Here is a 22579-nt window from a genome sequence, read left to right as displayed (position 1 = left end):
GGGAGACACGGGTCCGGGAACGCCGGTTCTGGATCTTGTCCGAAACCCGTCCTCCCACTGTCCCGTCCCCGCGTCGGACCGTTGTGCCGGGCCTCTTGGGCGGCGCGGGCGCGTTTGCGATGCTGGGGGTGTGGATGTCGACGACCTGGTCCGGCTACGGCGCGCGCGGGACCGGATGGACCGTGAGTACGCGGAGCCGCTGGACATGGCGGCGATCGCGCACACCGCGCTGATGTCGCCGGGGCACTTTCAGCGCAGCTTCCGCGCGGCCTACGGGGAGACGCCCTACAGCTACCTCATGACCCGCCGCATCGAGCGGGCCAAGGCGCTGCTGCGACGCGGCGACCTGTCCGTGACGGAGGTCTGCCTCGCGGTGGGATGTACGTCCCTGGGGTCGTTCAGCTCGCGCTTCACGGAGCTGGTGGGCGAGACACCCAGCGCCTACCGGGCACGGTCGCACGAGCACGGGGCGGCGATACCACCCTGCGTGGTGAGGGGACTGACCCGCCCCCTCCGCCGCCGGCCGGGGGACGCGCCCCGGGGGCCGGCCCCTGCGGGCGGAACCGTGAACGGGGAGGAAGATCCGCGGGCGCGGATCTAGCGTGGGGTCATGGATGTGAAACTTGCCCAGTGCTTCATCGCCGTGGACGACCATGACAAGGCACTCGCGTTCTACCGGGACGTCCTGGGCCTGGAGGTCCGCAATGACGTCGGCTTCGAGGGGATGCGCTGGGTCACGGTCGGCTCACCGCTCCAGCCGGATGTGGAGATCGTCCTGGAACCCCCGGGGATGAACCCGGACGCCTCCCCCGCGGACCGTCAGGCGATGGCGGAGCTGCTCGCCAAGGGCATGCTGCGTGGAGTGATCTTCTCCACCGCGGACTGCGACGCCCTCTTCGAACGTGTCCAGGCCTCCGGCGCGGACCTGGTCCAGGAACCCATGGACCAGCCGTACGGCGTACGGGACTGCGCGTTCCGCGATCCGGCGGGCAATCTGCTGCGGTTCACCCAGCGCCGCGCCTGACCCTTCCCTGCCGCCGTCGCATGGGCCTGGGAGCCGGGTGCACACGGGCGAGCCCCGCACACCGTGGGAAGGTGCAGGGCTCGCCCGGCCGGAGCCGCCGGGTGGCGCGCGGGGTCAGGAGCCGAGCGGCACCCGGAGGCTCCGGGATCCTCCGGCGGTGCCCGTCAGGTGCTGCGCCGGGTCACGAACTCGGCCAGGGCCAGCAGCCCGCCCGCCGCCTCGGGGTCGGGAACCGCCCGGGACAGCTCGTGCATCGCCCGGCCCATCCGGTCGGCCGCCTGGAGCTGCGCCCAGTCCCGGCCCCCCGCCTGCTCGACGGCGAGGACGGTGCGCTCCAGCTCCCCCTCCTCGTAGGGCCCCCGGTACAGCTCGGCCAGGTCCGTCGCCGCCGGGGTGCCCGAGGCGAGCGCCGCGACCACCGGCAGTGATTTCTTACGGGCCATGAGATCCGCCCCGGCCGGCTTGCCGGTGCGGCTCGGATCACCCCAGATGCCGATCACATCGTCGATGAGCTGGAAGGCCAGCCCGGCCTCGCGGCCGAACGCGTCCAGCGCCTCGACATCCTCGTCGTCCGCCCCCGCATACAGCGCGCCGAGTGCGCAGGCACAGCCGAGCAGCGCGCCCGTCTTCGCCTCGGCCATGGCGAGCACCTCGTCGAGGGTGACCTCGTCGGGGCCGCGCCGCTCCATGGCCGTGTCCGCGTGCTGTCCGGCGCACAGTTCGATGATGCACTCCGCAAGCCGGGCGGACGCGGCCCCGGACGCCGGGTGCGGATCCTCGGCGAGCAGCCGCAGAGCCAGGGCCTGCAGGGCGTCCCCGGCCAGGATCGCGTCGGCGTCGCCGAACACGGTCCAGGCGGTGGGGCGGTGCCTGCGGGTCGCGTCCCGGTCCATCACGTCGTCGTGCAACAGCGTGAAGTTGTGGACCAGTTCGACGGCCGCGGCGGCCCCCAGGGCAGCCGTCTCCCGGCCGCCGAGCGCGCGGACCGCGGTCAGTACCAGCGCGGGACGTATCGCCTTCCCCGCATTGCCGGAGGCGGGGGTTCCGTCCGCCTCCTCCCAGCCGAAGTGATAGCGCGCGATCCGGCGCATCGCCTCGGGCAGTGTGTCGAGGGCCCGGCGCAGCGCCGGGTCGACCGAGGCGCGGGCGCGCTCCAGGATGGCCGCGGCCTCATGCCCGTCGAACGATGCCGACGGGCCGGGGATCGGACTGTGCCGTTCGAGAGTGGGGGTCTGCTTCTGGTCCGTCATGAACTCACCCATGAAACCGCCTCGAAGAGTGTGCGGACGGTGACGCCTCCGTTGCCGCCGGGCCGATACCCCGAGGGTGTACCCACCTCGGCGGCCGGAGACACTGCGTGCCCCTGGTGGGAAGCGAGTGAACCGAAGAGGCCCCCGGGGGCCGAGGAGGCGGGGGGCGCTTCCCCCATCCGAGGTCCCTCCCGCCCGGCCGAAGCCGGACGGGGGACAGCAACGGGGCGTGCCGGGGCCCGGAGTCCCGAGGGGCCGGCCGCAACCGGCCCCTCGGAATCGGCCGGACCGCCCCGGGGCCGAACGGATCGGAGGAGCGTGTCACCTCCAGCGGCCGATCTCGACGTTCTCCAGGACCCCCAGCGCGTCGGGTACCAGGACGGCGGCCGAGTAGTAGGCCGTCACCAGGTACTTGATGACGGCCTGTTCGTTGATGCCCATGAAACGGACCGACAGACTCGGCTCGATCTCGTCGGGGATGCCCGACTGCCTCAGGCCGATGACGCCCTGGTCCTCCTCCCCCGTACGCAGGGCGATGATCGAGGTGGTGCGGGCCTCGCTGACCGGGATCTTGTTGCACGGGAAGACCGGCACTCCGCGCCAGGTGGGGATGCGGTTGCCGCCGACGTCGATGCTCTCCGGGACCAGTCCGCGCTTGTTGAGTTCACGGCCGAACGCGGCGATGGCGCGGGGGTGGGCGAGGAACAGCTTGGTGCCGCGCCGCCTGCTGAGCAGTTCGTCCATGTCGTCGGGGCTGGGCACCCCGTCGTGCGGCTGCAGCCTCTGGTCGTACTCGCAGTTGTGGAGGAGACCGAAGTCGGCGTTGTTGATCAGCTCGTGTTCCTGGCGCTCCTTCAGCGCCTCGACCGTCAGCCGCAACTGATGCTCGGTCTGGTTCATCGGCTGGTTGTAGAGGTCGGCCACCCGGCTGTGGATGCGCAGCACGGTCTGGGCGATGCTCAGTTCGTACTCGCGGGGCGCCGGCTCGTAGTCCACGAAGGTGTGCGGGATGTCCGGCTCTCCGCTGTGGCCCGCGGCGAGGTCGATCTCCTTCTCACCGTACTTGTTGGTGCGCTGTGCGGGGATCGAGCTCTGCCGCCGGAGGTGGTCACGCAGCGATCCGGCGCGCTCGGCGACCTGTTCGACGTCCCGGCGAGGCAGGGTGAGCACCGTGCAGGAGGTGACCGCGCGGGCCGTGTACTCCCAGATGGCGTCCGGGTCGAGCAGGGCCTGATCGCCGAAGTAGGCGCCGTTGGCGAGGACGCCGAGCACCGCGTCGTCACCGTAGGGGCCCGTGCCGATCTTCTGCACCTTGCCGTGCGCGAGCAGGAACACCTCGTCGGCCTGGCTGCCGAACTCGGCGAGCACGTCCCCGGGCGCGAACCTGCGCTGCTGGCAGCGCTGGGCGAGCTCGGCGAGCACCTCCTCGTCCTCGTACCCGCGCAGGGCCGGCAGCTCGCCCAGTTCGGCCGGGATGACGGTGACCTGGTCGCCGGTCTTCACGAACGTGACGCGGCCGTCGCCCACGGAGTAGGTGATGCGGCGGTTCACGCGGTACGTCCCACCCTGGATGTCCGTCCACGGCAGCATCCGCAGCAGCCAGCGCGAGCTGATCTCCTGCATCTGGGGTGCGGACTTGGTGGTGGTGGCCAGGTTCCGTGCGGCCTCGGTGCCGAGACTCTGCTGCGGCTTGTTCTCGTCCGCACGGACCTCTTCGCCTACCGACATTGAGTTGCCCTCCCGGTCTTGCATGGATCTGCGGGGAAAAGCATCGCATCACGGAGCGTGTCCGCGCCATTACCCGAACGAGCGGGAATGGATCAATGGACGACTGGGCACGCTGTGGCACTTTGTCGAGTAAGTGTCTTGTCGTGCGAGCGTCACATCGGGTGAGCACCACGGCGACGGGACGCACCCGGCTCCACACGCGGGGGCGTTGACGGATGTCCGACAATGACGGGGTGACCAGCCCCGATGTGCCGCGACCCGAAGCCCCCGGCCCGGAGTCCGTGCTGCACCCGCGCCTGCCGTCACCGGTGCAGGAGGTGACGGACGACCGCTTCGCGCGGCATGGTGTCCGGCTGCTGCTCAAGAGGGACGATCTGATCCACCCGGATCTGATCGGCAACAAGTGGCGCAAGCTCGCCCCGAATCTGCGGGCCGCGGCCGGCCGTCCCCTGCTCACCTTCGGTGGCGCCTACTCCAACCATCTGCGGGCCACGGCCGCCGCGGGCCGGCTGCTGGGGCTGGAGACCGTGGGCGTGGTCCGTGGTCAGGAGCTGGCCGACCGGCCGCTCAACCCCTCCCTGGCCCGGTGCGCGGCCGACGGCATGCGGCTGTGCTTTGTCGACAGATCGCTCTACCGTCGCAAGGCGGAGCCCGAGGCCCTGGCCGGCATTCTGCGTGCGGCGGACGCCGAGGGGGCGTATGTGGTGCCGGAGGGCGGCAGCAACGCCCTCGCCGTCCGCGGCTGCCGGGTGCTCGGGGAGGAGCTGCGCGGCCGGGCGGACGTGATCGCCGTCGCCTGCGGCACCGGCGGCACCCTGGCGGGCCTGGCCGCCGGACTTGCTCCCGGGCAGCGCGCCCTGGGGATCCCGGTCCTGAAGGGCGACTTCCTGACGGCCGACACCGCCGCCCTGCAGACCCGGGCCTTCGGCGCCCGGCGCGGCCGCTGGACCCTGGACACCCGCTTCCACTTCGGCGGCTACGCCCGGGTGCCCGCCGAGCTCCAGGACTTCGCCCAGGACTTCGAGTCCCGTCACGACCTGCCGGTGGAGCGTCTCTATGTCGCCAAACTGCTCTACGGACTTGTCGCCCTGACTGCGGAGGGCGCGTTCCCACGGGGCACCACGCTGGCCGCCGTGATCACCGGAAGGCCCTTCTAGAGGGACGACGGCGCGGCGGCCGGCTCACGAGGTTTCCCGGTACGCCGCGGCCTCCTCCAGGTCCAGTCGGCGCAGCAGCGTGCGGAGCATCTCGTCGTCGAGATAGCGATGGTTGCGAAGCGTGACGAAGACCTGCCGTTCGGTGCCGATCATCTCCCGGGACAGCCGGCGGTAGGTGTCGTCGGCCGTCTCCCCGGTCACCGGGTTCACCGCGCCCAGCCGCTCCCAGACCGCGTTACGACGGCGTTCCAGGACCCTGCGCAGACGGTCCGCCAGCGGTGGTGGCAGGGCGTTGCGCCGGTCGTCGAGCAGTTCGTCCAGGCGCCGCTCGGCGGCCCTGGATGCCTGCGCCTGGGCATTGGCCTCGGCGAGGATCTCCGCCTGCGCGTCACGCCCCGGCAGCCGCAGCAGCCTGATCAGCGGGGGCAGGGTCAGGCCCTGCACCACCAGGGTGCCGATCACCGTGGTGAAGGTCAGGAAGAGAATCAGATTGCGCCCCGGGAACGGACCGCCGTGCACGGTCCGCGGGATCGAGAAGGCGATGGCGAGCGAGACCACGCCCCGCATCCCGGCCCAGCCGATGATGAACGGCGCCTTCCAGGTCGGGTTCTCCTCACGCTCCCGGATCCGCCGGACCAGGAGGCGCGGCAGAAAGGTCGCCGGATACACCCACACGAACCGCGACAGGGCCACCAGCAGGAACACGGCCACCGCGTACCAGGCGGCGCGGATGCCCTGGTCTGCCCCGAGCCCCTTCAGCACGACCGGCAGCTGCAGTCCGATGAGCGCGAACACCGCGGACTCCAGGATGAAGCCGACCATCTTCCACACCGCCTCCTCCTGGAGCCGGGTGGCGAAGTCGACCTGCCAGTTGTGGTGGCCGAGGTAGAGGGCGACGACGACCACGGCGAGCACCCCGGAGGCGTGCGCCCACTCCGCGAGCCCGTAGGCGACGAACGGGATCAGCAGCGAGAGCGTGTTCTGCAGCAGTGCCTCCTTCAGACGGGTCCGCAGCCAGTGGATCGGCACCATCAGCACCAGTCCGACCGCGACCCCGCCGACCGCCGCGAGCAGGAACTCCCGCACCCCGCCCGACCAGGTCGCCCCGGCACCGACCGCCGCCGCGAGCGCCACCTTGTACGCGGTGATCGCGGTCGCGTCGTTCACCAGCGACTCGCCCTGGAGGATGGTGGTGATCCGCGACGGCAGCCCCACCCGCCGGGCGACCGCCGTGGCCGCGACCGCGTCCGGCGGAGCGACCACCGCGCCCAGCACCAGTGCGGCGGGCAGCGTCAGAGCCGGCACCAGCAGATACACCACCCAGCCCACGGCGAGGGTCGCGAACAGCACATATCCCACGGACAGCAGCGCCACGGGCCGCAGCTGTGCCCGCAGATCGAGGTAGGAGCTGTCGGCGGCGGCCGTGTACAGCAGCGGAGGCAGCACCAGCGGCAGCACCACCTCGGGGTCGAGGGCGTACTCGGGCACCCCGGGCAGATAGGAGACGACCAGGCCCACCGCGACGAGCAGCAGCGGAGCAGGGACCGGGGTGCGCCGCGCCGCACCGGCGACGGCGGCGCTGCCAGCCACCAACAGCAGCAGAGGCAACACATTCATCGTCTTCCGCCCGCCCTCGTTTTCCGCGCGACTTCGCACGGACCCGTCGTAACCTGGCAATCATGAAACAGTGCACGCACGCCGACGCGCTGCCGCACCCCGAGCCCGACCCGCGGAGCGAGACGTGCCTGGAGTGCCTCGCCGCGGGCACCGACCCCGTGCAGCTGCGGCTGTGCCTGGAGTGCGGGCATGTGGGCTGCTGCGACTCCTCGCCGCTGCGGCACGCGACGGCCCACCACGACGAGAGCGGTCATCCGGTGATGAGGACCTTCGAACCCGGTGAGAACTGGCGCTGGTGCTTCGTGGACCATGTGCTCGTATGACTCCGGTGGCCCCCACATGTGACTCTGGAACCACACGGTTCACCGGTCCGGCGTCGGGGTACGTCAATCCGGCGCGCACTCTTCCCAATTGGGCCCGCAGACCCCTAGCCACTGTGCGTATCCATGGGTTTACTATGAGTGACAGCGAGGGTCGGGGTCGCGGGACGGGAAGGTCGACGGCGCGATAGCGTCACCGCTGAAGCACAGAGGCGTTACCCCCGAGGGGCGACCCTCGGCCCCCGAAAGAGCTTGTACCACCTTGGAGGTGAGGGTGTCCCAGATCGCAGGCGAGCCCGCGACCCAGGACTTCGTGGAAGTCCGGCTGCCGGCAGCGGGTGCCTACCTGTCGGTGCTGCGGACGGCCACGGCCGGTCTCGCGGCTCGTTTGGACTTCACCCTCGACGAGATCGAGGACCTGCGCATCGCGGTCGACGAGGCCTGCGCCATCCTGCTCCAGCAGGCGGTGCCCGGCTCGGTGCTCAGCTGTGTCTTCCGGCTCATCGACGATTCCCTGGAGGTGACCGTCGCGGCGCCCACCACGGACGGACACGCCCCCTCGCGGGACACCTTCGCCTGGACCGTGTTGTCGGCCCTGGCCGGCAAGGTCTCCTCCGCGGTCGGCGACGACAAGACCGTGTCCATCAGCCTCTACAAACAGCGCGGCGCGGGACCCGGGCCGGCGTGACGAACGGGGACGGGCCGGTGCGGGACGAAGAGCGCGGCACACGGGAACTCTCCGCCGGAAACGGCGGCCCGAGCGGGTCTCAGCGCAGGGCGGACGGCGTGGACGGCATCCCCGAGCAGGCCCGTCCGCATCCGGAGGACGAGGCCTCGGAGACCGTGACGCCCGCACAGGCCGCACCGGCCGGTGCGGACGACGCGGTCTCCGTACGGGACGGCGGACGGAGGGGCCCGGCCGGTGCCGGCGCGCCCTCCGAGAACGGTGGGGCCTCCCCGGCTCATGGGGGTCCCCCCGCTGGAGCGCGGTCGGGAACGGGGGAGGAGCCGGGCGCGCGGGGAAGGGTGACGGGCGGGACCATGAGCGAGCACGGGCGAAACGCGGAGCAGAGTGTGCCGGGCGGTGCGCAGCACGCCGCGCCGGACCGCAGTGGGGCGCGCGCCATGTTCGTGGAGCTGCGCAAGCTGAGGGACGGCAGCCCGGAGTACGCCGAGCTGCGCAATCAGCTCGTCCGCATGCATCTGCCGCTCGTCGAGCACCTCGCGCGCCGCTTCCGCAACCGGGGCGAGCCGCTGGACGACCTGACCCAGGTCGCCACCATCGGTCTGATCAAGTCCGTCGACCGTTTCGACCCCGAGCGGGGCGTCGAGTTCTCGACGTACGCCACCCCGACGGTCGTCGGTGAGATCAAGCGCCACTTCCGTGACAAGGGCTGGGCGGTGCGGGTGCCCCGGCGCCTGCAGGAGCTGCGGCTGGCCCTGACGACGGCCACGGCCGAGCTGTCCCAGCAGCACGGCCGCTCCCCCACGGTCCACGAGCTGGCCGAGAAGCTGGCCATCTCGGAGGAGGAGGTCCTGGAGGGCCTGGAGTCCGCCAACGCGTACTCCACGCTGTCTCTGGACGTCCCGGACACCGACGACGAGTCCCCCGCGGTCGCCGACACGCTCGGCGCGGAGGACGAGGCGCTGGAGGGCGTCGAGTACCGGGAGTCGCTGAAGCCCCTGCTGGAGGATCTTCCACCCCGGGAGAAGCGGATCCTTCTCCTTCGCTTCTTCGGCAATATGACGCAGTCCCAGATCGCCCAGGAGGTCGGCATCTCCCAGATGCATGTCTCACGCCTGCTGGCCCGGACGCTGGCGCAGCTGCGGGAGAAGCTGCTGGTCGAGGAATGACACAGGGCGACCGGGATCCGGTCGCCCTCGCTGCCCGCCCCGGCGGGCACCCTCCTCGCGCCGGCCTGGTCCGCCGGCGTCGGCGCCTACTTCTGGTCCGGTGCGTTCCCGGGCCCGCGGATGCCCAGGGCCCGGGTCGTCGCCGGGTTCACCAGGAGCACCAGGGCCGCCACCGCGACCACCGCGAGCACGATGCCCGCGGGAATCGCGACGCTGTCGGCCTGGAGCAGGTTGTAGGCCACCGGCAGTGCGAGCACCTGGGTGATGACGGCCGGGCCCCGGCTCCAGCCGCGCCGCAGCAGCAGCCCGCGCGCGGCCAGCAGGGGCAGCAGCGCGAGCACGATCAGGGTGATGCCGCCGGTGACGGCTCCCCGGCGGTCGTCCGGCGAGCCCGTGAGGCCCAGGACGAGCATCCAGACACCGCCCGCGACCAGGGCCAGCCCCTCCAGGCCGGCCAGCGCCGCCGCTGCGGTCAGCCGCGCGGGACGGGGCTCGGCTTCGGGCGTCTCGGGGGTGGGGTTCTGCTCAGCGCTCACCCCTGAAGAGTAGCCGCCGGGCCGAGGCCCGCCCCGGCACGCCCGCCGCCCTCCGGCCCCGGAGGCACGGAAGCACGTTCGCGCCCACCGTGACCTCCCCGGTCCCCGGCGCCCTCTTACCCGATCCCTACCTCGGTGTGGGCCGTCCACCGCCCCGTAGGTACGCTGCACCCCATGCGTGCACTTCTCGTGGTCAATCCGGCGGCTACCACCACAAGTGCACGCACCCGTGACGTACTGATCCACGCGCTGGCGAGCGAGATGAAGCTGGAGGCGGTCACCACCGAGTACCGGGGACACGCCCGGGACATCGGCCGGCTGGCAGCGGAGAGCGAGGACGTCGAGCTGGTGGTGGCGCTCGGCGGTGACGGCACGGTCAACGAGGTCGTCAACGGTCTGCTGCACCACGGCCCCGACCCCGACCGCCTCCCCCGCCTCGCCGTGGTCCCCGGCGGCTCGACCAATGTCTTCGCCCGCGCCCTCGGCCTGCCCAACGACGCCGTGGAGGCCACCGGAGCGATCCTCGACGCCCTGCGCGAGAAGCGCGAGCGCACCGTCGGACTCGGACTCGTCGCGGGGACCCCGGGCACCAAGGACGAGGCGACGCCCTCCCGTTGGTTCACCTTCAACGCGGGTCTCGGTTTCGACGCGGGGGTGGTCGGCCGGGTCGAGCAGCAGCGGGAGCGGGGCAAGCGCTCCACCCATGCGCTGTATCTGCGCCAGGTGGTACGTCAGTTTCTGGACGATCCGCACCGCAGTCAGGGTCCGATCACCCTGGAGCGGGAGGGCGAGGAACCGCTCACCGGTCTTGTGCTGTCCATAGTCTGCAACACGGCACCCTGGACGTTTCTGGGCAATCGTCCGGTGTACGCATCACCTAAGGCCTCGTTCGACACCGGGCTCGACGTCCTCGCCCTCAGTCGGATGTCACCCGCCTCGATTGCCCGGTATGCAACCCAATTGCTCACTTCGTCCCCCGAGTATGGACCCCGCGGGAAGCATGTGGTCTCGCTGCACGATCTGAGCGGCTTCACCTTGCATTCGAAGGTGCCGCTCCCCCTGCAGATGGACGGCGACCACCTCGGACTGCGTACGAGCGTGACGTTCACAGGCGTACGCCGTGCACTGCGTGTGATTGTGTGAGCAGAAGGGGCTAAAGTCCTTTCAGTCGAACGTTTAAGCCACGATCCACCCCTTGGAAGTACGGCTGTGACCTAGTCGACACCAAGGAATCAAAAAAAACTTTCCGGAAGGGGTTGTATCCGCCGCCGAGGTTTGCGAATCTCTACGTGGCGCTCGGGACGGCCCGCAACACCGGCCCCCACGGAGAGCCCGAATCCCACCTCAATCCACAGGACCACGTCAGCACGTCTGGCGATCGGCCCTTCACTTGTTGAGGGATTCGTGAAAGCGTTCACATTCACAAGCAAATCTGCACGTAACACCACGGAGAGGTAACAGCCATGGACTGGCGTCACAACGCCGTTTGCCGCGAGGAAGACCCCGAGCTCTTCTTCCCCATCGGCAACACCGGTCCTGCGCTGCTGCAGATCGAGGAAGCCAAGGCCGTCTGCCGTCGCTGCCCGGTTGTCGAGCAGTGCCTGCAGTGGGCGCTCGAGTCCGGTCAGGACTCCGGCGTCTGGGGTGGCCTCAGCGAGGACGAGCGCCGCGCCATGAAGCGCCGCGCCGCCCGCAACCGGGCCCGTCAGGCCACCGCCTGACACACCCACCCCGTACGAGCCTGAGCTTGGCGGCGCGTACAGCGAGTACGCATCTCCCGCCTCCGAGCCGCAGTGCGCAGTACCCCCGACACTCCCCAGGCTCTCGACCCAGCTCGACCAGGGAGTTTCCAGCGCAATCAGCTGGCACACAGCTTTTGGCCCCGGACCACTCGTGGTCCGGGGCTCATTGCTGTGCGAAGGACCGCTCGCCGGTGTCGCGGTGAGGCGGGGTCACTTGTGGGAGCGCACCGGAATGTCCAGGATCACCCGGGTGCCGCGCTCCGGAGCCGGGACCATGTCGAAGGCGCCGCCCAGTTCGCCCTCCACCAGCGTCCGCACGATCTGCAGGCCCAGGTTGCCCGCCGTGTGCGGGTCGAAGCCCTCGGGCAGACCGATGCCGTCGTCCTGGACCGTGACCAGGAGCCGGGCCTCCTTCGTCGTACCGCCGCGGACCGCCGACACCTCGACCGTGCCGGTGTCACCCGGACGGAAGCCGTGTTCCAGGGCGTTCTGCAGAATCTCGGTCAGCACCATGGAGAGCGGCGTCGCGACCTCGGCGTCCAGGATCCCGAAGCGGCCGCTGCGCCGGCCGGTGACCATGCCGGGCGAGATCTCGGCGACCATCGCCAGCACCCGGTCGGCGATCTCGTCGAACTCCACCCGCTCGTCCAGGTTCTGAGACAGCGTCTCATGCACGATCGCGATCGAGCCGACCCTCCGCACGGCCTCCTCCAGGGCCTCGCGCCCCCGCTGGGACTCGATCCGGCGGGCCTGGAGGCGGAGCAGGGCGGCGACCGTCTGGAGGTTGTTCTTCACCCGGTGGTGGATCTCCCGGATGGTGGCGTCCTTGGTCATCAACTCGCGTTCGCGACGGCGCAGTTCGGTCACGTCCCGGAGCAGGACGAGCGAACCGATACGGGTGCCCTTGGGCTTGAGAGGGATCGCCCGGAACTGGATCACCCCGTCGTGCGCCTCGATCTCGAAGTCGCGCGGGGCCCAGCCGCTGGCGACCTTCACGAGCGCCTCGTCCACCGGCCCCCGGGAGGGAGCGAGCTCGGCGGTGGCCTCCCCGAGGTGATGGCCGACCAGGTCGGCGGCGAGCCCCAGACGGTGGTACGCCGACAGCGCGTTCGGTGAGGCGTAGGTGACGACGCCGTCCGCGTCCAGCCGGATCAGCCCGTCGCCGACACGCGGCGAGGCGTCCATGTCGACCTGCTGGCCGGGGAACGGGAAGGAGCCGGCCGCGATCATCTGCGCCAGGTCGGAGGCGCTCTGCAGATAGGTCAGCTCCAGCCGGCTCGGGGTCCGCACGGTGAGCAGATTGGTGTTGCGCGCGATGACACCGAGGACCCGGCCCTCGCGCCGCACGGGGATGGACTCGACCCGGACCGGGACCTCCTCACGCCACTCCGGGTCGCCCTCCCGGACGATCCGCCCCTCGTCCAGGGCGGCGTCCAGCATGGGGCGGCGGCCCCGGGGGACGAGATGGCCGACCATGTCGTCCTGGTAGGAGGTGGGGCCGGTGTTGGGGCGCATCTGGGCCACCGACACATACCGTACGCCGTCGCGCGTGGGCACCCACAGGACCAGGTCGGCGAAGGAGAGATCGGAGAGCAGCTGCCACTCCGACACCAGCAGATGCAGCCACTCCAGGTCGGAGTCGCCGAGAGAGGTGTGCTGGCGGACCAGTTCGTTCATGGAGGGCACATCAGCGAGGGTACCCGGGCATTCGGACGTCGTTCGAAATCAGCCGCGCGCCGGAGAGGCCCGCTACGCCCCGGGAACACCCACGGGCCGCGGCGCCTGGGAGGGACCCTCAACCCTCCCGGCACCGCAGCCCGGAGCAACAACGGCCGAGGGTGTGCGGTCCCGGTCGGCCGAAGGCCGAGGAGCCGGAGCAGTCAGGGCAGAGAGCGCCGGATCCTCGGTCCGTCTTCCTGTGCGGGGAAGACGGAGGACTGTGCGTCGCGTCTTCTCGCCCGTACGGCGAGTGGCTTTACTTACTTTACCCAGTCGGTCCACGTCTGGACTAGACCACGTCGGGGACCATGTTCCCCGTGCCGCGGTGGGTTTGTCCATGCGTCGACGGACGTTTGTTGTGGTCTTTTTATCGGAGGTCCACCGGCGATTCACGCACGGCACGGCCGCCCTCGGCCCGGACCCGGGGCCGCGTCCCCGGCCCTTCCCCGAAGAATCAACTCTGCTAGATTGGTCTATACCACATCTCCTCAGGTTCCCCGGCGAGCCTCTCTCCAGAACGGCAGGCCCAGCGTGGAAGTTGTCATCGTCCCGGACGCCAAGGCGGGCGGCGAGCTCATCGCCGAGGCCATGGCCCAGCTGCTGCGGCGCAAGCCCGACGCCCTGCTCGGTGTGGCCACCGGCTCCACCCCCCTGCCCGTGTACGAGGCGCTGGCGGCGAAGGTGCGCTCCGAGGCGGTGGACACCTCGCGGGCCCGGATCGCACAGCTCGACGAATATGTGGGGCTGCCGGCCGAGCATCCCGAGTCGTACCGTTCGGTGCTGCGCCGCGAGGTGCTGGAGCCGCTCGGCATCGGCATGGACGGGTTCATGGGCCCCGACGGCACGGCCGAGGACGTACGGGCCGCGTGCGAGGCGTACGACCGGGCGCTGTCCGCGGCCGGCGGGGTGGACCTCCAGCTGCTCGGCATCGGCACCGACGGGCACATCGGGTTCAACGAGCCGTGCTCCTCGCTCGCCTCGCGCACCCGGATCAAGACGCTGACCGAGCAGACCCGGATCGACAACGCGCGCTTCTTCGACGACGACATCGAGCAGGTGCCGCACCATGTGATCACCCAGGGCATCGGGACCATCCTGGAGGCACGGCATCTGGTGCTGCTCGCCACCGGCGCGGGCAAGGCGGACGCGATCGCCGCGACCGTCGAGGGCCCGGTCGCCGCGATCTGCCCGGCGACCGCGCTCCAGCTCCACCCGCACGCGACGGTCGTCGTCGACGAGGCCGCCGCGTCCGAGCTGGAGCTGGCCGGCTACTACCGGTACAGCTACGCCCACAAGCCCGACTGGCAGGGCATCTGAACGAGCGGGAGCAAGGCGCCGGGTCCCGGGGGGATCCGGCGCCTGGGCCTGTCGCGAAGGTCCCGTCGTCCGCCCGGAGGGCGGGCCTCGCGACGTCAGGTGCGTGCTCTCGGCGTGCCGGGCCTGGCCCTCGTACCGGATGTACTCGGGTCTGGGCCCGGTGCGGCGAGAGTGCGTGCATGGGGTCGCGAGGCAGGCGGGACTTTCGCGACAGGCCCAGGGTCCGTCCTGCTCTCAGCGGCCCGCGATGACCTCCGCCGCCGCCCGGCCGCACACCCGTGCCGCCCCGTGTGTGGCGATGTGCAGGGCGCCGCGGGGGGCGGCCTGGGGGACGCCCATCTCGACCACGATCGTGCCGGGCCGCCCCGCGAGCAGGGTGTCGAGGGCCCGGGCCATCCAGGGGTGGCGGTGTTCGTCGCGGACCACCGCCACGATCCGGCGCGCTCCGGCGGCCTCCAACACCGCCCGCCCCGCGTCCTCGCCCGAGAAGCTGCCGGTCTCGGTGCCGGGCAGCATCCGGAGGAGCTCCGCCGCCACCCCCCAGGGGGTCTCCTCGCCCACCGCGATGTTCGCGACAGGGGTGAGCGCGGCGACATAGGGCGGTTCGGTGAGCGGGGTGAAGTCCTCCGCACCGGTGACCGTCAGCGCGCGCCGGGCCGCGAGCAGCCCGACGTCGGCGCCGTCGCCCTCGGGCTCGTCCGCCCCCCGCGGTGCCGCCGAGGCGGTCCACCGGGCCAGCGCCCGCACCCGGTCCGCCGCCTCGGCGAGCCGCTCCTCGGCCAGTTCGCCCGAGCGCACGGCCGAGACCAGGGCGTCCCGCAGCCGCCGTACCGTCTCGTCGTCCGCGAGGCCGCCGCCCACACAGATGGCGTCCGCCCCGGCCGCGACGGCGAGGACGCTCCCGCGTTCGATGCCATGGGTGTCGGCGATGGCCCGCATCTCCATGCCGTCGGTGACGATCAGTCCGTCGTAGCCGAGCTCGCCGCGGAGCAGCTCGGTCAGGATGCGACGCGACAACGTCGCCGGACGGTCCGGGTCCAGCGCCGGGACCAGGATGTGCGCGCTCATCACCGCGCGGGTGCCGGCCTCGACGGCCGCCCGGAACGGGGCGAGTTCGCGTTCCTGGAGCACCTCGGGGTCCGCGTCGATGCGTGGCATCGCGTGGTGGGAGTCGACCGCGGTGTCCCCGTGCCCGGGGAAGTGCTTGGTGCAGGCGGCGACCCCGGCCGACTGGAGCCCGCCCACATAGGCGGCGGTGTGCCGGGCCACCCGTGCGGTGTCGGCCCCGAAGGACCGTACGCCGATCACCGGGTTCGCGGGGTTGGAGTTCACGTCGGCCGAGGGAGCCCAGTTGAGGTTCACCCCGCACCGGGCGAGCCGGCGGCCGAGTTCCTGCGCCACCCGGTAGGTCAGATCGACGTCGTCCACCGCGCCCAGGGCGTGGTTGCCGGGGAAGGAGGATCCCGTTCTCACCTCCAGACGGGTGACATCACCGCCCTCCTCGTCGATCGCGACCAGTACGTCCTCCCGTTCGGCCCGCAGCTGGGCCGTCAAGGACCGGAGCTGTTCGGGTGAGGCGATGTTCCGGCCGAACAGGCCCACCGAGGCCAGTCCTTCGCCGAGGCGGCGCAGCAGCCAGTCGGGGGCGGTGGTACCGGTGAATCCCGGCTGGAGGACCGTCAGCGCGTCACGCGTCAGGGTGTCGGTACCACGGGCGAATGTCGTCATCGGGTGGTCATCCCTTCACGGCGCCCGCGGTGAGGCCCGCGGCCATCTTGCGCTGGACGAGGAGGAAGAGAACGACGATCGGCACAGCCATCATCGTGGAGCCCGCCATCATCGGGGCGTACTCGGTACCGTGCTTGGTGGTGAAGTTTCCGAGCCAGACGGTCGCGGTCTGGTTCTCCTGGCTCATCAGCATCAGGGCGTACAGATACTCGTTCCAGGCCTGGATGAAGCCGTAGACCGAGGTGGCGACCAGGCCGGGGGCGAGCAGCGGGAAGACCACGCGCAGGAACGCGCCCGTGCGCGAGCAGCCGTCGACCATCGCCGCCTCCTCCAGTTCGCGCGGGATGTTGACCACGAACCCACGCAGCGTCCACACCGTGAACGGGAGGATGAAGGTGAGGTAGGTGATGATCAGGCCCGTCAGCTTGTCGTACTGGCCGAGGTCGTTGAGGAGCAGGAAGACCGGGATGATCATGGCGACCAGCGGAACCATCTGGACCGCCAGGATGCCCACGATCACGATCTTCCGGCCGCGGAAGGCGAACCGCGAGATGGCGAGCGCGGCCAGCATGCCGACGACGACGCCGATCACGACCACCGACAGCGACACGATCAGGCTGCGGCCGACCGGCCCCCAGAAGTCCGCGATGTCCAGCGCCCGGCGGAAGTTGCCCAGGGTGAGGCCCGTCGGCAGCAGGCTGGGGTCCGGGTCGATGGCGTCCTTGGCCGGTTTGAAGGCGGTGTCGACCATCCAGTAGGCGGGGAAGCCCGCGGTGACGAAGACCAGCAGGCCGAGGAGGTTCCAGCCGAGCTTGGACGTCCCCCGGCGGCGCCGGGCGGGGGCGCCGGACACGGTCGTGGCGCTCATTCCACCTCTCCGATCTTCAGCATCTGGCGCATATAGACGGCGACCACGCCGAGCAGCAGCAGCACGGTGAGCAGTGCGATCGCCGAGCCCTGTGCGTAGTCGTTGACCACGAACGCCTTGTCGTACGAGTACGTGGTGAGCAGTTGGAACTCGGCCTCGGGGTGGCCGCCGCGCATCACGAAGACCTGCGGGAAGACGCCCATGTCCCAGATGACCGAGAGGGTCGTGAGCATCACGATGATCGGCTTGAGGATCGGGAGGGTGACATGGCGGAAGACCCCCCAGTACCCCGCTCCGTCGAGCCGGGCCGCCTCCTCCAGTTCCTTCGGCACCTGGGTGAGGCCCGCGCTGAGCGTGATGACCACGAACGGGACGGCGCCCCAGACCACCAGAAGCATGATCACGACCAGGCCCTGCGGTCCGCTCGCGAACCAGTTGTGGCCGATCATGTCGACGCCGGGCAGCTTGCTCAGCAGCGCGTTGAAGATGCCGTAGTCCGCGTCGAAGAGCCATTTGAAAACCGTGGTCGCGACGATGATCGGCATGCCCCAGCTGGCCACCAGGGCGATGTTGATCAGGGTCTTCACCCAGCCGGAGACCCGCTGGAGCAGCAGCGCGATCAGCATGCCGGCGACCATGGTGAAGATCACCGAACCGGCGGCGAAGAGGATCGTGCGCAGCACGACCGCCCAGAAGGTGCTGTCCCCGAGCACCTCCGCGAAGTTGTCGAAGCCGACCGACTCGGCGGGCTGGAAGCCCCAGAGCTGGGACTGGCCGAACTTCTGGAAGGAGAGGGTGACCAGGCGGACCAGCGGATAGCCCATCACCAGGGCGAGGACCAGCAGGCAGGGGGCGAGCAGCACCCAGGGGACGGCGGCCCCGCCCGAGGTCCGCGTTCTTCCCGGCTCCTTCGCGGTGGCCGGCGGCGGCGCCGGTCGCGGCGGCGGCACCTTGACGGGGCTGGTCGTGTCTGCGGCACTCATGGCGCGCTCCTCAAGGGGTCCCTCAGGTCGTACGAGGGCGAGACCCCGCACGGTCGTACGAAGGCGAGACCGCGCACGCCCGCACCGGGGCGGGGCTGCGGCGACGGTCGTGCGAGAGGCAGGGCCCCGCCTCCGGAGATCTCCGGGGCCGGCGGGGCCCTGCGCTCAGCTCACTTGGTGTTGATGACCTTGTCGATCGCGGCGTCCGCTTCCTTGGCCGCGTCCTCGACCGACTTCTTGCCGGTGCCGATGCTCTGCAGCATGGTCTGCAGGGTCTGCGCCTTCTCGACCTGGCCCCAGCCCGGCGCCATCGGGACGAACCAGTTGGACTCGGCCGCGGTGGCCGGGACCACCGTCGCCGGGTCGTCCTTCAGGGTGGCGAGGTCGGCCTTGTTGTTGGGCAGGTTGCCCTTGCCCATCAGGCCCTTCTGGCCCTCGGGGCCGGTGAGCGCGTTGATCCACTCGGCGGCCAGGTCCTGCGCCTTGGACTTCACCGGGATCGCGAGGTCGGAACCGCCCAGGAACACCGGGATGTTGTTGCCGGACGGGCCGGGCATCACGAAGTTCTCGAGGTTGTCCTTGAGCTTGCCGGTCTTGTCGTTCTTGGGGTCGGCCGCGCCGGCGCCCTCCCAGGCGGCACCGAAGATCATGGCGGACTTGCCCTGGCCGTAGACGATGTACCGGTCGGACTCGTCCTTGGTCTTGTCGCCGTGCATGTACTTGTCGACGATCGTCTTGAACTCGTTGAGGCCCTTGAGGGACTCCGGCGAGGAGAGGTTGGCCTTCCACTGGCCGCCCTCCTCCTTGGCGATCGAGCCGCCCGCGTCATAGACGAAGGACATCGCCGCGTACCAGTCGCGGGTCGGCTGGTACCAGGCGTTGAACTTGTCGCCCTGCTTCTTCTGGATCTTGTCCAGGGCGGCGGTCAGTTCCTTGTACGTCTTCGGGGTCGTCTTGACGCCGGCCGCGGCGGCGACGTCCTTGCGCCAGTTGGCGACACGGCCGCCGGCGTAGTAGGGGACGCCATAGGTCTTGCCCTCGTAGGTGACCGAGGCCTTGAGGCCGTCCAGCCACTGGTCGGCGTTGTCGAACTTGGCGGCGTCGACGGGGGCGAAGGCACCCTTGACCATGTAGCCGAGCATCTCGGTGTTGCCCATCTCGACCACATCGGGCGTCTTGTCGGTGGCGAGAACCGCGTCGAGCTTGGTGTTCTTGTCCTGCCAGCCGTAGTACTCGTGCTTGATCTTGAGGCCGGGGTGCTTCTTCTTCACCGCGTCATCGGCGGCCTTCACCAGCTCGGGCCAGTTGTTCTGGGCGTCGACCGCCAGCCAGACGGTGAGCTCCTTGGCGTTCGCCCCGCCGTCCGATCCCTCGGACTTGTCCCCGCCCCCGCACGCCGCGATGGAGACCATCATGCCCGCGATACCGATCGCGGCTGTCAGCTTGCGCTTCACGCCACCCTCCTCAGGGATGCCACAAACCCCCCTGTCCCCGCGGCGACTGACGACCTGTACCGCCCGTGGGGCCGGGACTGGACCAATGGTGTAGACCAGTGCGGGGAAGCCTGGCCCAGACCAATAGGTGTGTCAAGGGTGTTTACCGCGCTCAGAACGTCCGTTACGGGACCTACATATGCAAGAACCTTTAACTAGGAAGCCAGCGAAATCGGGTGGACCACTGGAGGCGCACCCACCCGGCCACGATGACTTTGCTGGACTAGACCACAGGGGACGCCGACGGTATACAGAGGGGATCCCCGACGGCGTGACGGGGACGCGCGGAGCGTGCGTGCGGGGCGTCCCGGATGTGCGGCCGTGCCACGATGTGAGCCGGGACCGTCCGCCTGTCGGTCCCTTCGGCATCCGGAGCCGGGAAGGCAGACCATGAGCACCGACGTCAGCAGTGCGGAGAACGAGGGCGGGGCGACCGTCCGCACCGCGCGCGTGCCCAAGTACTACCGTCTGAAGAAGCATCTGCTCGAGATGACGGAGACGCTGCCGCCCGGTACCCCGGTGCCGCCCGAGCGCACCCTGGCCGCGGAGTTCGACACATCGCGCACGACCGTGCGCCAGGCCCTCCAGGAGCTGGTCGTCGAGGGGCGGCTCGAACGCATCCAGGGCAAGGGGACCTTCGTCGCCAAGCCCAAGGTCTCGCAGGCGCTGCAACTCACCTCGTACACCGAGGACATGCGCGCCCAGGGCCTGGAACCGACGTCCCAATTGCTGGACATCGGCTATGTCACCGCCGACGACTCCCTCGCCGGGCTGCTCGACATCTCGGCCGGCGGCCGGGTACTGCGCATCGAGCGGCTGCGGCTGGCGAGCGGCGAGCCGATGGCGATCGAGACGACGCATCTGTCCGCCAAGCGCTTCCCGGCGCTGCGCCGGTCGCTGGTCAAGTACACCTCCCTGTACACGGCGCTCGCGGAGGTCTACGGCGTCCATCTGGCCGAGGCCGAGGAGACCATCGAGACCTCGCTGGCCACACCGCGTGAGGCGGGGCTGCTCGGCACCGACGTGGGCCTGCCGATGCTGATGCTCTCCCGGCACTCGCTGGACCGGGACGGCCAGCCGGTGGAGTGGGTGCGGTCCGTCTACCGGGGGGACCGCTACAAGTTCGTGGCGCGGCTGAAGCGCCCGCAGGACTGAGGCCGCCCCGCAGCATCCGCCCAAAGGGTTCCGCTCCTCGACGACGTCACCTAGATTTCCTGCGCGCTACATCGGTGATCAATAGATCGATGATCCATGAGTCGTTGGTCGATGGGGACGGAGCTCCAGATGTCGAATCAGCCGGATGTGAGCAGGAGCGCTGTGGTGACGCCGTTACGCGTCGCCATCGCCCTGTGTCTTTCAGCGCCGTTTGTCGCGATGCTGTGGGTCGGCTCCTACGCCAGAACCGACCCCGCCTTCATCGGTATCCCGTTCTTCTACTGGTACCAGATGCTGTGGGTGCTGATCTCCACCGCCCTGACGCTGACCGCGTACCAGCTGTGGAAGCGTGACCAGCGCGCCCGCGTCGGCCGGAAGGGCGGTGCGGAGCGATGAAGGACGGCGTGAACGGCGTCGCGCTCGGCGTCTTCATCTTCTTCTTCCTGGCCGTCACGGTCCTGGGCTTCCTGGCGGCGCGCTGGCGCAAAGCCGACAACGAGCACAGCCTCGACGAATGGGGCCTCGGCGGCCGGTCGTTCGGCACCTGGGTCACCTGGTTCCTGCTCGGCGGCGACCTGTACACGGCCTACACCTTCGTGGCCGTGCCCGCGGCGATCTACGCGGCCGGTGCCTCCGGCTTCTTCGCGGTGCCGTACACCATCCTGGTCTACCCGCTGATCTTCACCTTCCTGCCGCGGCTGTGGTCGGTCTCGCACCGCCACGGATACGTCACGACCTCGGACTTCGTGCGCGGCCGCTTCGGTTCGAAGAGCCTGTCACTGGCGATGGCGGTCACCGGCATCCTGGCGACCATGCCCTATATCGCCCTCCAGCTGGTCGGCATCCAGGCGGTGCTGGACGTGATGGGGGTGGGCGGCGGTGACGACACCAACCGGTTCGTGAAGGACCTGCCGCTGCTGATCGCCTTCGGCGTGCTGGCGGCGTACACCTACTCGTCGGGGCTGCGGGCGCCCGCCCTGATCGCGTTCGTGAAGGACACGCTGATCTACATCGTCATCGCGGTGGCGATCATCTACATCCCGATCAAGCTGGGCGGCTTCGACGCGGTCTTCAGCAAGGCGGGCGAGGCGTTCAGCCAGGTCAACCCGGCGACCGGCAAACCGCGCGGGGCCCTGGCGCCACCGGAGGCGGGCCAGTGGACCTATGCCACCCTGGCCCTGGGCTCCGCGCTCGCGCTGTTCATGTACCCGCACTCGATCACCGCGACCCTGTCGTCCAGGAGCCGTGAGGTGATCCGCCGCAACACCACGATCCTGCCGATCTACTCGCTGATGCTGGGGCTGCTGGCGCTGCTGGGGTTCATGGCGATCGCGGCGGGGGTCAAGGTCGACAACGGGCAGCTGGCCATCCCGCAGCTCTTCGAGAACATGTTCCCGGACTGGTTCGCGGGCGTGGCGTTCGCGGCGATCGGCATCGGGGCACTGGTGCCGGCGGCCATCATGTCCATCGCGGCCGCGAACCTCTTCACCCGCAACATCTACAAGGACTTCATCAACCCGGCCGCCACCGCCCGTCAGGAGACCAGGGTCTCCAAGATCGTGTCGCTGCTGGTGAAGGTGGGCGCCCTGGTCTTCGTCCTCACCATGGACAAGACGGTGGCCATCAACTTCCAGCTGCTCGGCGGCATCTGGATCCTGCAGACCTTCCCGGCCCTGGTCGGCGGTCTGTTCACCCGCTGGTTCCACCGCTGGGCACTGCTGGCGGGCTGGGCGGTCGGCATGGTCTACGGCACGGTCGCCGCGTACGGGGTCGCCTCCCCGACCCAGAAGCACTTCGGGGGCTCGGCGAAGGAGATCCCGGGCATCGGTGAGATCGGTTACATCGGCCTGACCGCGTTCGTGCTGAACGTCGTGGTCACCGTGGTGCTGACCTTCGTCCTGAAGGCCCTCAAGGCCCCCGAGGGCGTCGACGAGACCAGGCCGGACGACTACACGGCGGACGCGGGCGACCCGCACGTCCAGGTGGAACTGCCACCGGCCACCGCCGGGTCTTCCCACTAGTGCCTGTCGGGGCACTAGGTGCGAGGCGTCGGGCCGTCGGTGGAATCCGGCGGCCCGACGGCATTCC

21 protein-coding genes are annotated in these 22579 nt (G+C 70.1%); 12 read left to right on the top strand and 9 right to left on the bottom strand.

What is annotated here, in order from left to right; translation table 11 throughout:
* The first annotated feature begins 130 nt into the window (after positions 1-130).
* Positions 131-601 carry a helix-turn-helix transcriptional regulator gene (locus tag CP978_RS22630; protein WP_079162263.1) on the top strand — a complete coding sequence of 157 codons (471 nt, stop codon included), beginning with the start codon at positions 131-133 and terminating at the stop codon, positions 599-601.
* 9 nt (positions 602-610) lie between these two features.
* The gene (locus CP978_RS22625) at positions 611-1024 is read left to right on the top strand and encodes a VOC family protein (RefSeq protein ID WP_043443771.1); all 414 of its coding nucleotides are present in this window, start codon (positions 611-613) and stop codon (positions 1022-1024) included.
* Between the two features lie 164 nt (positions 1025-1188).
* Here CP978_RS22625 and CP978_RS22620 read toward each other — a convergent pair whose 3' ends face one another.
* Positions 1189-2286, bottom strand: coding sequence for a family 2 encapsulin nanocompartment cargo protein polyprenyl transferase (locus CP978_RS22620; RefSeq protein ID WP_107070432.1), 1098 nt, complete (start codon positions 2284-2286; stop codon positions 1189-1191).
* A gap of 309 nt (positions 2287-2595) precedes the next feature.
* Positions 2596-4002, bottom strand: a complete 1407-nt coding sequence (locus CP978_RS22615) for a family 2B encapsulin nanocompartment shell protein (protein ID WP_043443769.1) — start codon at positions 4000-4002, stop codon at positions 2596-2598.
* A gap of 215 nt (positions 4003-4217) precedes the next feature.
* On the opposite strand from CP978_RS22615, the gene CP978_RS22605 reads away from it, so the two are divergent.
* Entirely contained in the window at positions 4218-5159 is a 942-nt protein-coding gene (locus tag CP978_RS22605; protein WP_052454243.1) for a 1-aminocyclopropane-1-carboxylate deaminase/D-cysteine desulfhydrase, read from the top strand.
* 24 nt (positions 5160-5183) lie between these two features.
* Here CP978_RS22605 and CP978_RS22600 read toward each other — a convergent pair whose 3' ends face one another.
* Positions 5184-6776 carry a Na+/H+ antiporter gene (locus tag CP978_RS22600; protein WP_043443767.1) on the bottom strand — a complete coding sequence of 531 codons (1593 nt, stop codon included), beginning with the start codon at positions 6774-6776 and terminating at the stop codon, positions 5184-5186.
* A 62-nt stretch (positions 6777-6838) separates the two neighbouring features.
* On the opposite strand from CP978_RS22600, the gene CP978_RS22595 reads away from it, so the two are divergent.
* The 3 genes from CP978_RS22595 (at position 6839) to CP978_RS22585 (ending at position 8950) form a co-directional block, all read left to right on the top strand.
* Positions 6839-7099 carry a UBP-type zinc finger domain-containing protein gene (locus CP978_RS22595; RefSeq protein WP_043443765.1) on the top strand — a complete coding sequence of 87 codons (261 nt, stop codon included), beginning with the start codon at positions 6839-6841 and terminating at the stop codon, positions 7097-7099.
* A 271-nt stretch (positions 7100-7370) separates the two neighbouring features.
* On the top strand, positions 7371-7784 hold the full coding sequence (locus CP978_RS22590) for an ATP-binding protein (RefSeq protein WP_043449288.1): 414 nt from the start codon (positions 7371-7373) through the stop codon (positions 7782-7784).
* Positions 7785-7801: 17 nt separating this feature from the next.
* Positions 7802-8950, top strand: coding sequence for an RNA polymerase sigma factor SigF (locus CP978_RS22585; protein ID WP_376697995.1), 1149 nt, complete (start codon positions 7802-7804; stop codon positions 8948-8950).
* A gap of 86 nt (positions 8951-9036) precedes the next feature.
* Here the strand turns inward: CP978_RS22585 and CP978_RS22580 are convergent, their stop codons facing one another.
* A complete protein-coding gene (locus tag CP978_RS22580; RefSeq protein WP_043443763.1) occupies positions 9037-9486 on the bottom strand; it encodes a hypothetical protein in 450 nt (149 codons plus the stop codon).
* A 174-nt stretch (positions 9487-9660) separates the two neighbouring features.
* On the opposite strand from CP978_RS22580, the gene CP978_RS22575 reads away from it, so the two are divergent.
* Both CP978_RS22575 and CP978_RS22570 read left to right on the top strand, forming a co-directional pair.
* Complete coding sequence (locus CP978_RS22575) at positions 9661-10629, top strand: diacylglycerol/lipid kinase family protein (RefSeq protein ID WP_043443762.1); 969 nt, start codon at positions 9661-9663, stop codon at positions 10627-10629.
* A 320-nt stretch (positions 10630-10949) separates the two neighbouring features.
* Positions 10950-11207, top strand: a complete 258-nt coding sequence (locus CP978_RS22570; protein ID WP_043443760.1) for a WhiB family transcriptional regulator — start codon at positions 10950-10952, stop codon at positions 11205-11207.
* A 231-nt stretch (positions 11208-11438) separates the two neighbouring features.
* Here the strand turns inward: CP978_RS22570 and CP978_RS22565 are convergent, their stop codons facing one another.
* The gene (locus CP978_RS22565) at positions 11439-12905 is read right to left on the bottom strand and encodes a sensor histidine kinase (RefSeq protein ID WP_043443758.1); all 1467 of its coding nucleotides are present in this window, start codon (positions 12903-12905) and stop codon (positions 11439-11441) included.
* Positions 12906-13478: 573 nt separating this feature from the next.
* On the opposite strand from CP978_RS22565, the gene nagB reads away from it, so the two are divergent.
* Positions 13479-14264 (top strand): glucosamine-6-phosphate deaminase, encoded by a 786-nt coding sequence (nagB, locus tag CP978_RS22560; RefSeq protein WP_043443756.1) that lies wholly within the window; start codon positions 13479-13481, stop codon positions 14262-14264.
* A gap of 234 nt (positions 14265-14498) precedes the next feature.
* Here nagB and CP978_RS22550 read toward each other — a convergent pair whose 3' ends face one another.
* The 4 genes from CP978_RS22550 to CP978_RS22535 form a co-directional block, all read right to left on the bottom strand.
* Positions 14499-15992 carry a glycoside hydrolase family 3 protein gene (locus CP978_RS22550; RefSeq protein WP_043443754.1) on the bottom strand — a complete coding sequence of 498 codons (1494 nt, stop codon included), beginning with the start codon at positions 15990-15992 and terminating at the stop codon, positions 14499-14501.
* 7 nt (positions 15993-15999) lie between these two features.
* Positions 16000-16860, bottom strand: coding sequence for a carbohydrate ABC transporter permease (locus tag CP978_RS22545; protein WP_043443752.1), 861 nt, complete (start codon positions 16858-16860; stop codon positions 16000-16002).
* A complete protein-coding gene (locus tag CP978_RS22540) occupies positions 16857-17843 on the bottom strand; it encodes a carbohydrate ABC transporter permease (protein WP_043443750.1) in 987 nt (328 codons plus the stop codon). Before CP978_RS22540 ends, CP978_RS22545 begins: the two co-directional genes overlap by 4 nt.
* Positions 17844-18013: 170 nt before the next feature.
* Positions 18014-19297, bottom strand: a complete 1284-nt coding sequence (locus tag CP978_RS22535; protein WP_043443748.1) for an extracellular solute-binding protein — start codon at positions 19295-19297, stop codon at positions 18014-18016.
* A 429-nt stretch (positions 19298-19726) separates the two neighbouring features.
* On the opposite strand from CP978_RS22535, the gene CP978_RS22530 reads away from it, so the two are divergent.
* The 3 genes from CP978_RS22530 (at position 19727) to mctP (ending at position 22512) form a co-directional block, all read left to right on the top strand.
* Positions 19727-20491, top strand: coding sequence for a GntR family transcriptional regulator (locus CP978_RS22530; protein ID WP_043443746.1), 765 nt, complete (start codon positions 19727-19729; stop codon positions 20489-20491).
* A 129-nt stretch (positions 20492-20620) separates the two neighbouring features.
* Positions 20621-20887: a DUF3311 domain-containing protein gene (locus CP978_RS22525; RefSeq protein ID WP_043449284.1), complete on the top strand. Its 267-nt coding sequence runs from the start codon at positions 20621-20623 to the stop codon at positions 20885-20887.
* Positions 20884-22512, top strand: coding sequence for a monocarboxylate uptake permease MctP (gene mctP / locus CP978_RS22520; RefSeq protein ID WP_043443744.1), 1629 nt, complete (start codon positions 20884-20886; stop codon positions 22510-22512). Before CP978_RS22525 ends, mctP begins: the two co-directional genes overlap by 4 nt.
* The last annotated feature ends 67 nt before the right edge of the window (positions 22513-22579 follow it).

This window comes from Streptomyces nodosus (genome assembly GCF_008704995.1).
GTDB classification, from domain to species: Bacteria; Actinomycetota; Actinomycetes; order Streptomycetales; family Streptomycetaceae; genus Streptomyces; species Streptomyces nodosus.
The sequence above is the reverse complement of the archived record's forward strand: the minus strand, read 5'-3'. Positions and strand labels throughout refer to the sequence as shown.

Excerpts from the sequence above, each read along its gene's own strand:
- CP978_RS22625 (WP_043443771.1), top strand. The coding sequence starts at position 611 with ATGGATGTGAAACTTGCCCAGTGCTTCATCGCCGTGGACGACCATGAC.
- CP978_RS22620 (WP_107070432.1), bottom strand. The coding sequence starts at position 2,286 with ATGGGTGAGTTCATGACGGACCAGAAGCAGACCCCCACTCTCGAACGG.
- CP978_RS22615 (WP_043443769.1), bottom strand. The coding sequence starts at position 4,002 with ATGTCGGTAGGCGAAGAGGTCCGTGCGGACGAGAACAAGCCGCAGCAG.
- CP978_RS22605 (WP_052454243.1), top strand. The coding sequence starts at position 4,218 with ATGTCCGACAATGACGGGGTGACCAGCCCCGATGTGCCGCGACCCGAA.
- CP978_RS22600 (WP_043443767.1), bottom strand. The coding sequence starts at position 6,776 with ATGAATGTGTTGCCTCTGCTGCTGTTGGTGGCTGGCAGCGCCGCCGTC.
- CP978_RS22595 (WP_043443765.1), top strand. The coding sequence starts at position 6,839 with ATGAAACAGTGCACGCACGCCGACGCGCTGCCGCACCCCGAGCCCGAC.
- CP978_RS22575 (WP_043443762.1), top strand. The coding sequence starts at position 9,661 with ATGCGTGCACTTCTCGTGGTCAATCCGGCGGCTACCACCACAAGTGCA.
- CP978_RS22570 (WP_043443760.1), top strand. The coding sequence starts at position 10,950 with ATGGACTGGCGTCACAACGCCGTTTGCCGCGAGGAAGACCCCGAGCTC.
- CP978_RS22565 (WP_043443758.1), bottom strand. The coding sequence starts at position 12,905 with ATGAACGAACTGGTCCGCCAGCACACCTCTCTCGGCGACTCCGACCTG.
- CP978_RS22550 (WP_043443754.1), bottom strand. The coding sequence starts at position 15,992 with ATGACGACATTCGCCCGTGGTACCGACACCCTGACGCGTGACGCGCTG.
- CP978_RS22545 (WP_043443752.1), bottom strand. The coding sequence starts at position 16,860 with ATGAGCGCCACGACCGTGTCCGGCGCCCCCGCCCGGCGCCGCCGGGGG.
- CP978_RS22540 (WP_043443750.1), bottom strand. The coding sequence starts at position 17,843 with ATGAGTGCCGCAGACACGACCAGCCCCGTCAAGGTGCCGCCGCCGCGA.
- CP978_RS22530 (WP_043443746.1), top strand. The coding sequence starts at position 19,727 with ATGAGCACCGACGTCAGCAGTGCGGAGAACGAGGGCGGGGCGACCGTC.
- CP978_RS22525 (WP_043449284.1), top strand. The coding sequence starts at position 20,621 with ATGTCGAATCAGCCGGATGTGAGCAGGAGCGCTGTGGTGACGCCGTTA.
- mctP (WP_043443744.1), top strand. The coding sequence starts at position 20,884 with ATGAAGGACGGCGTGAACGGCGTCGCGCTCGGCGTCTTCATCTTCTTC.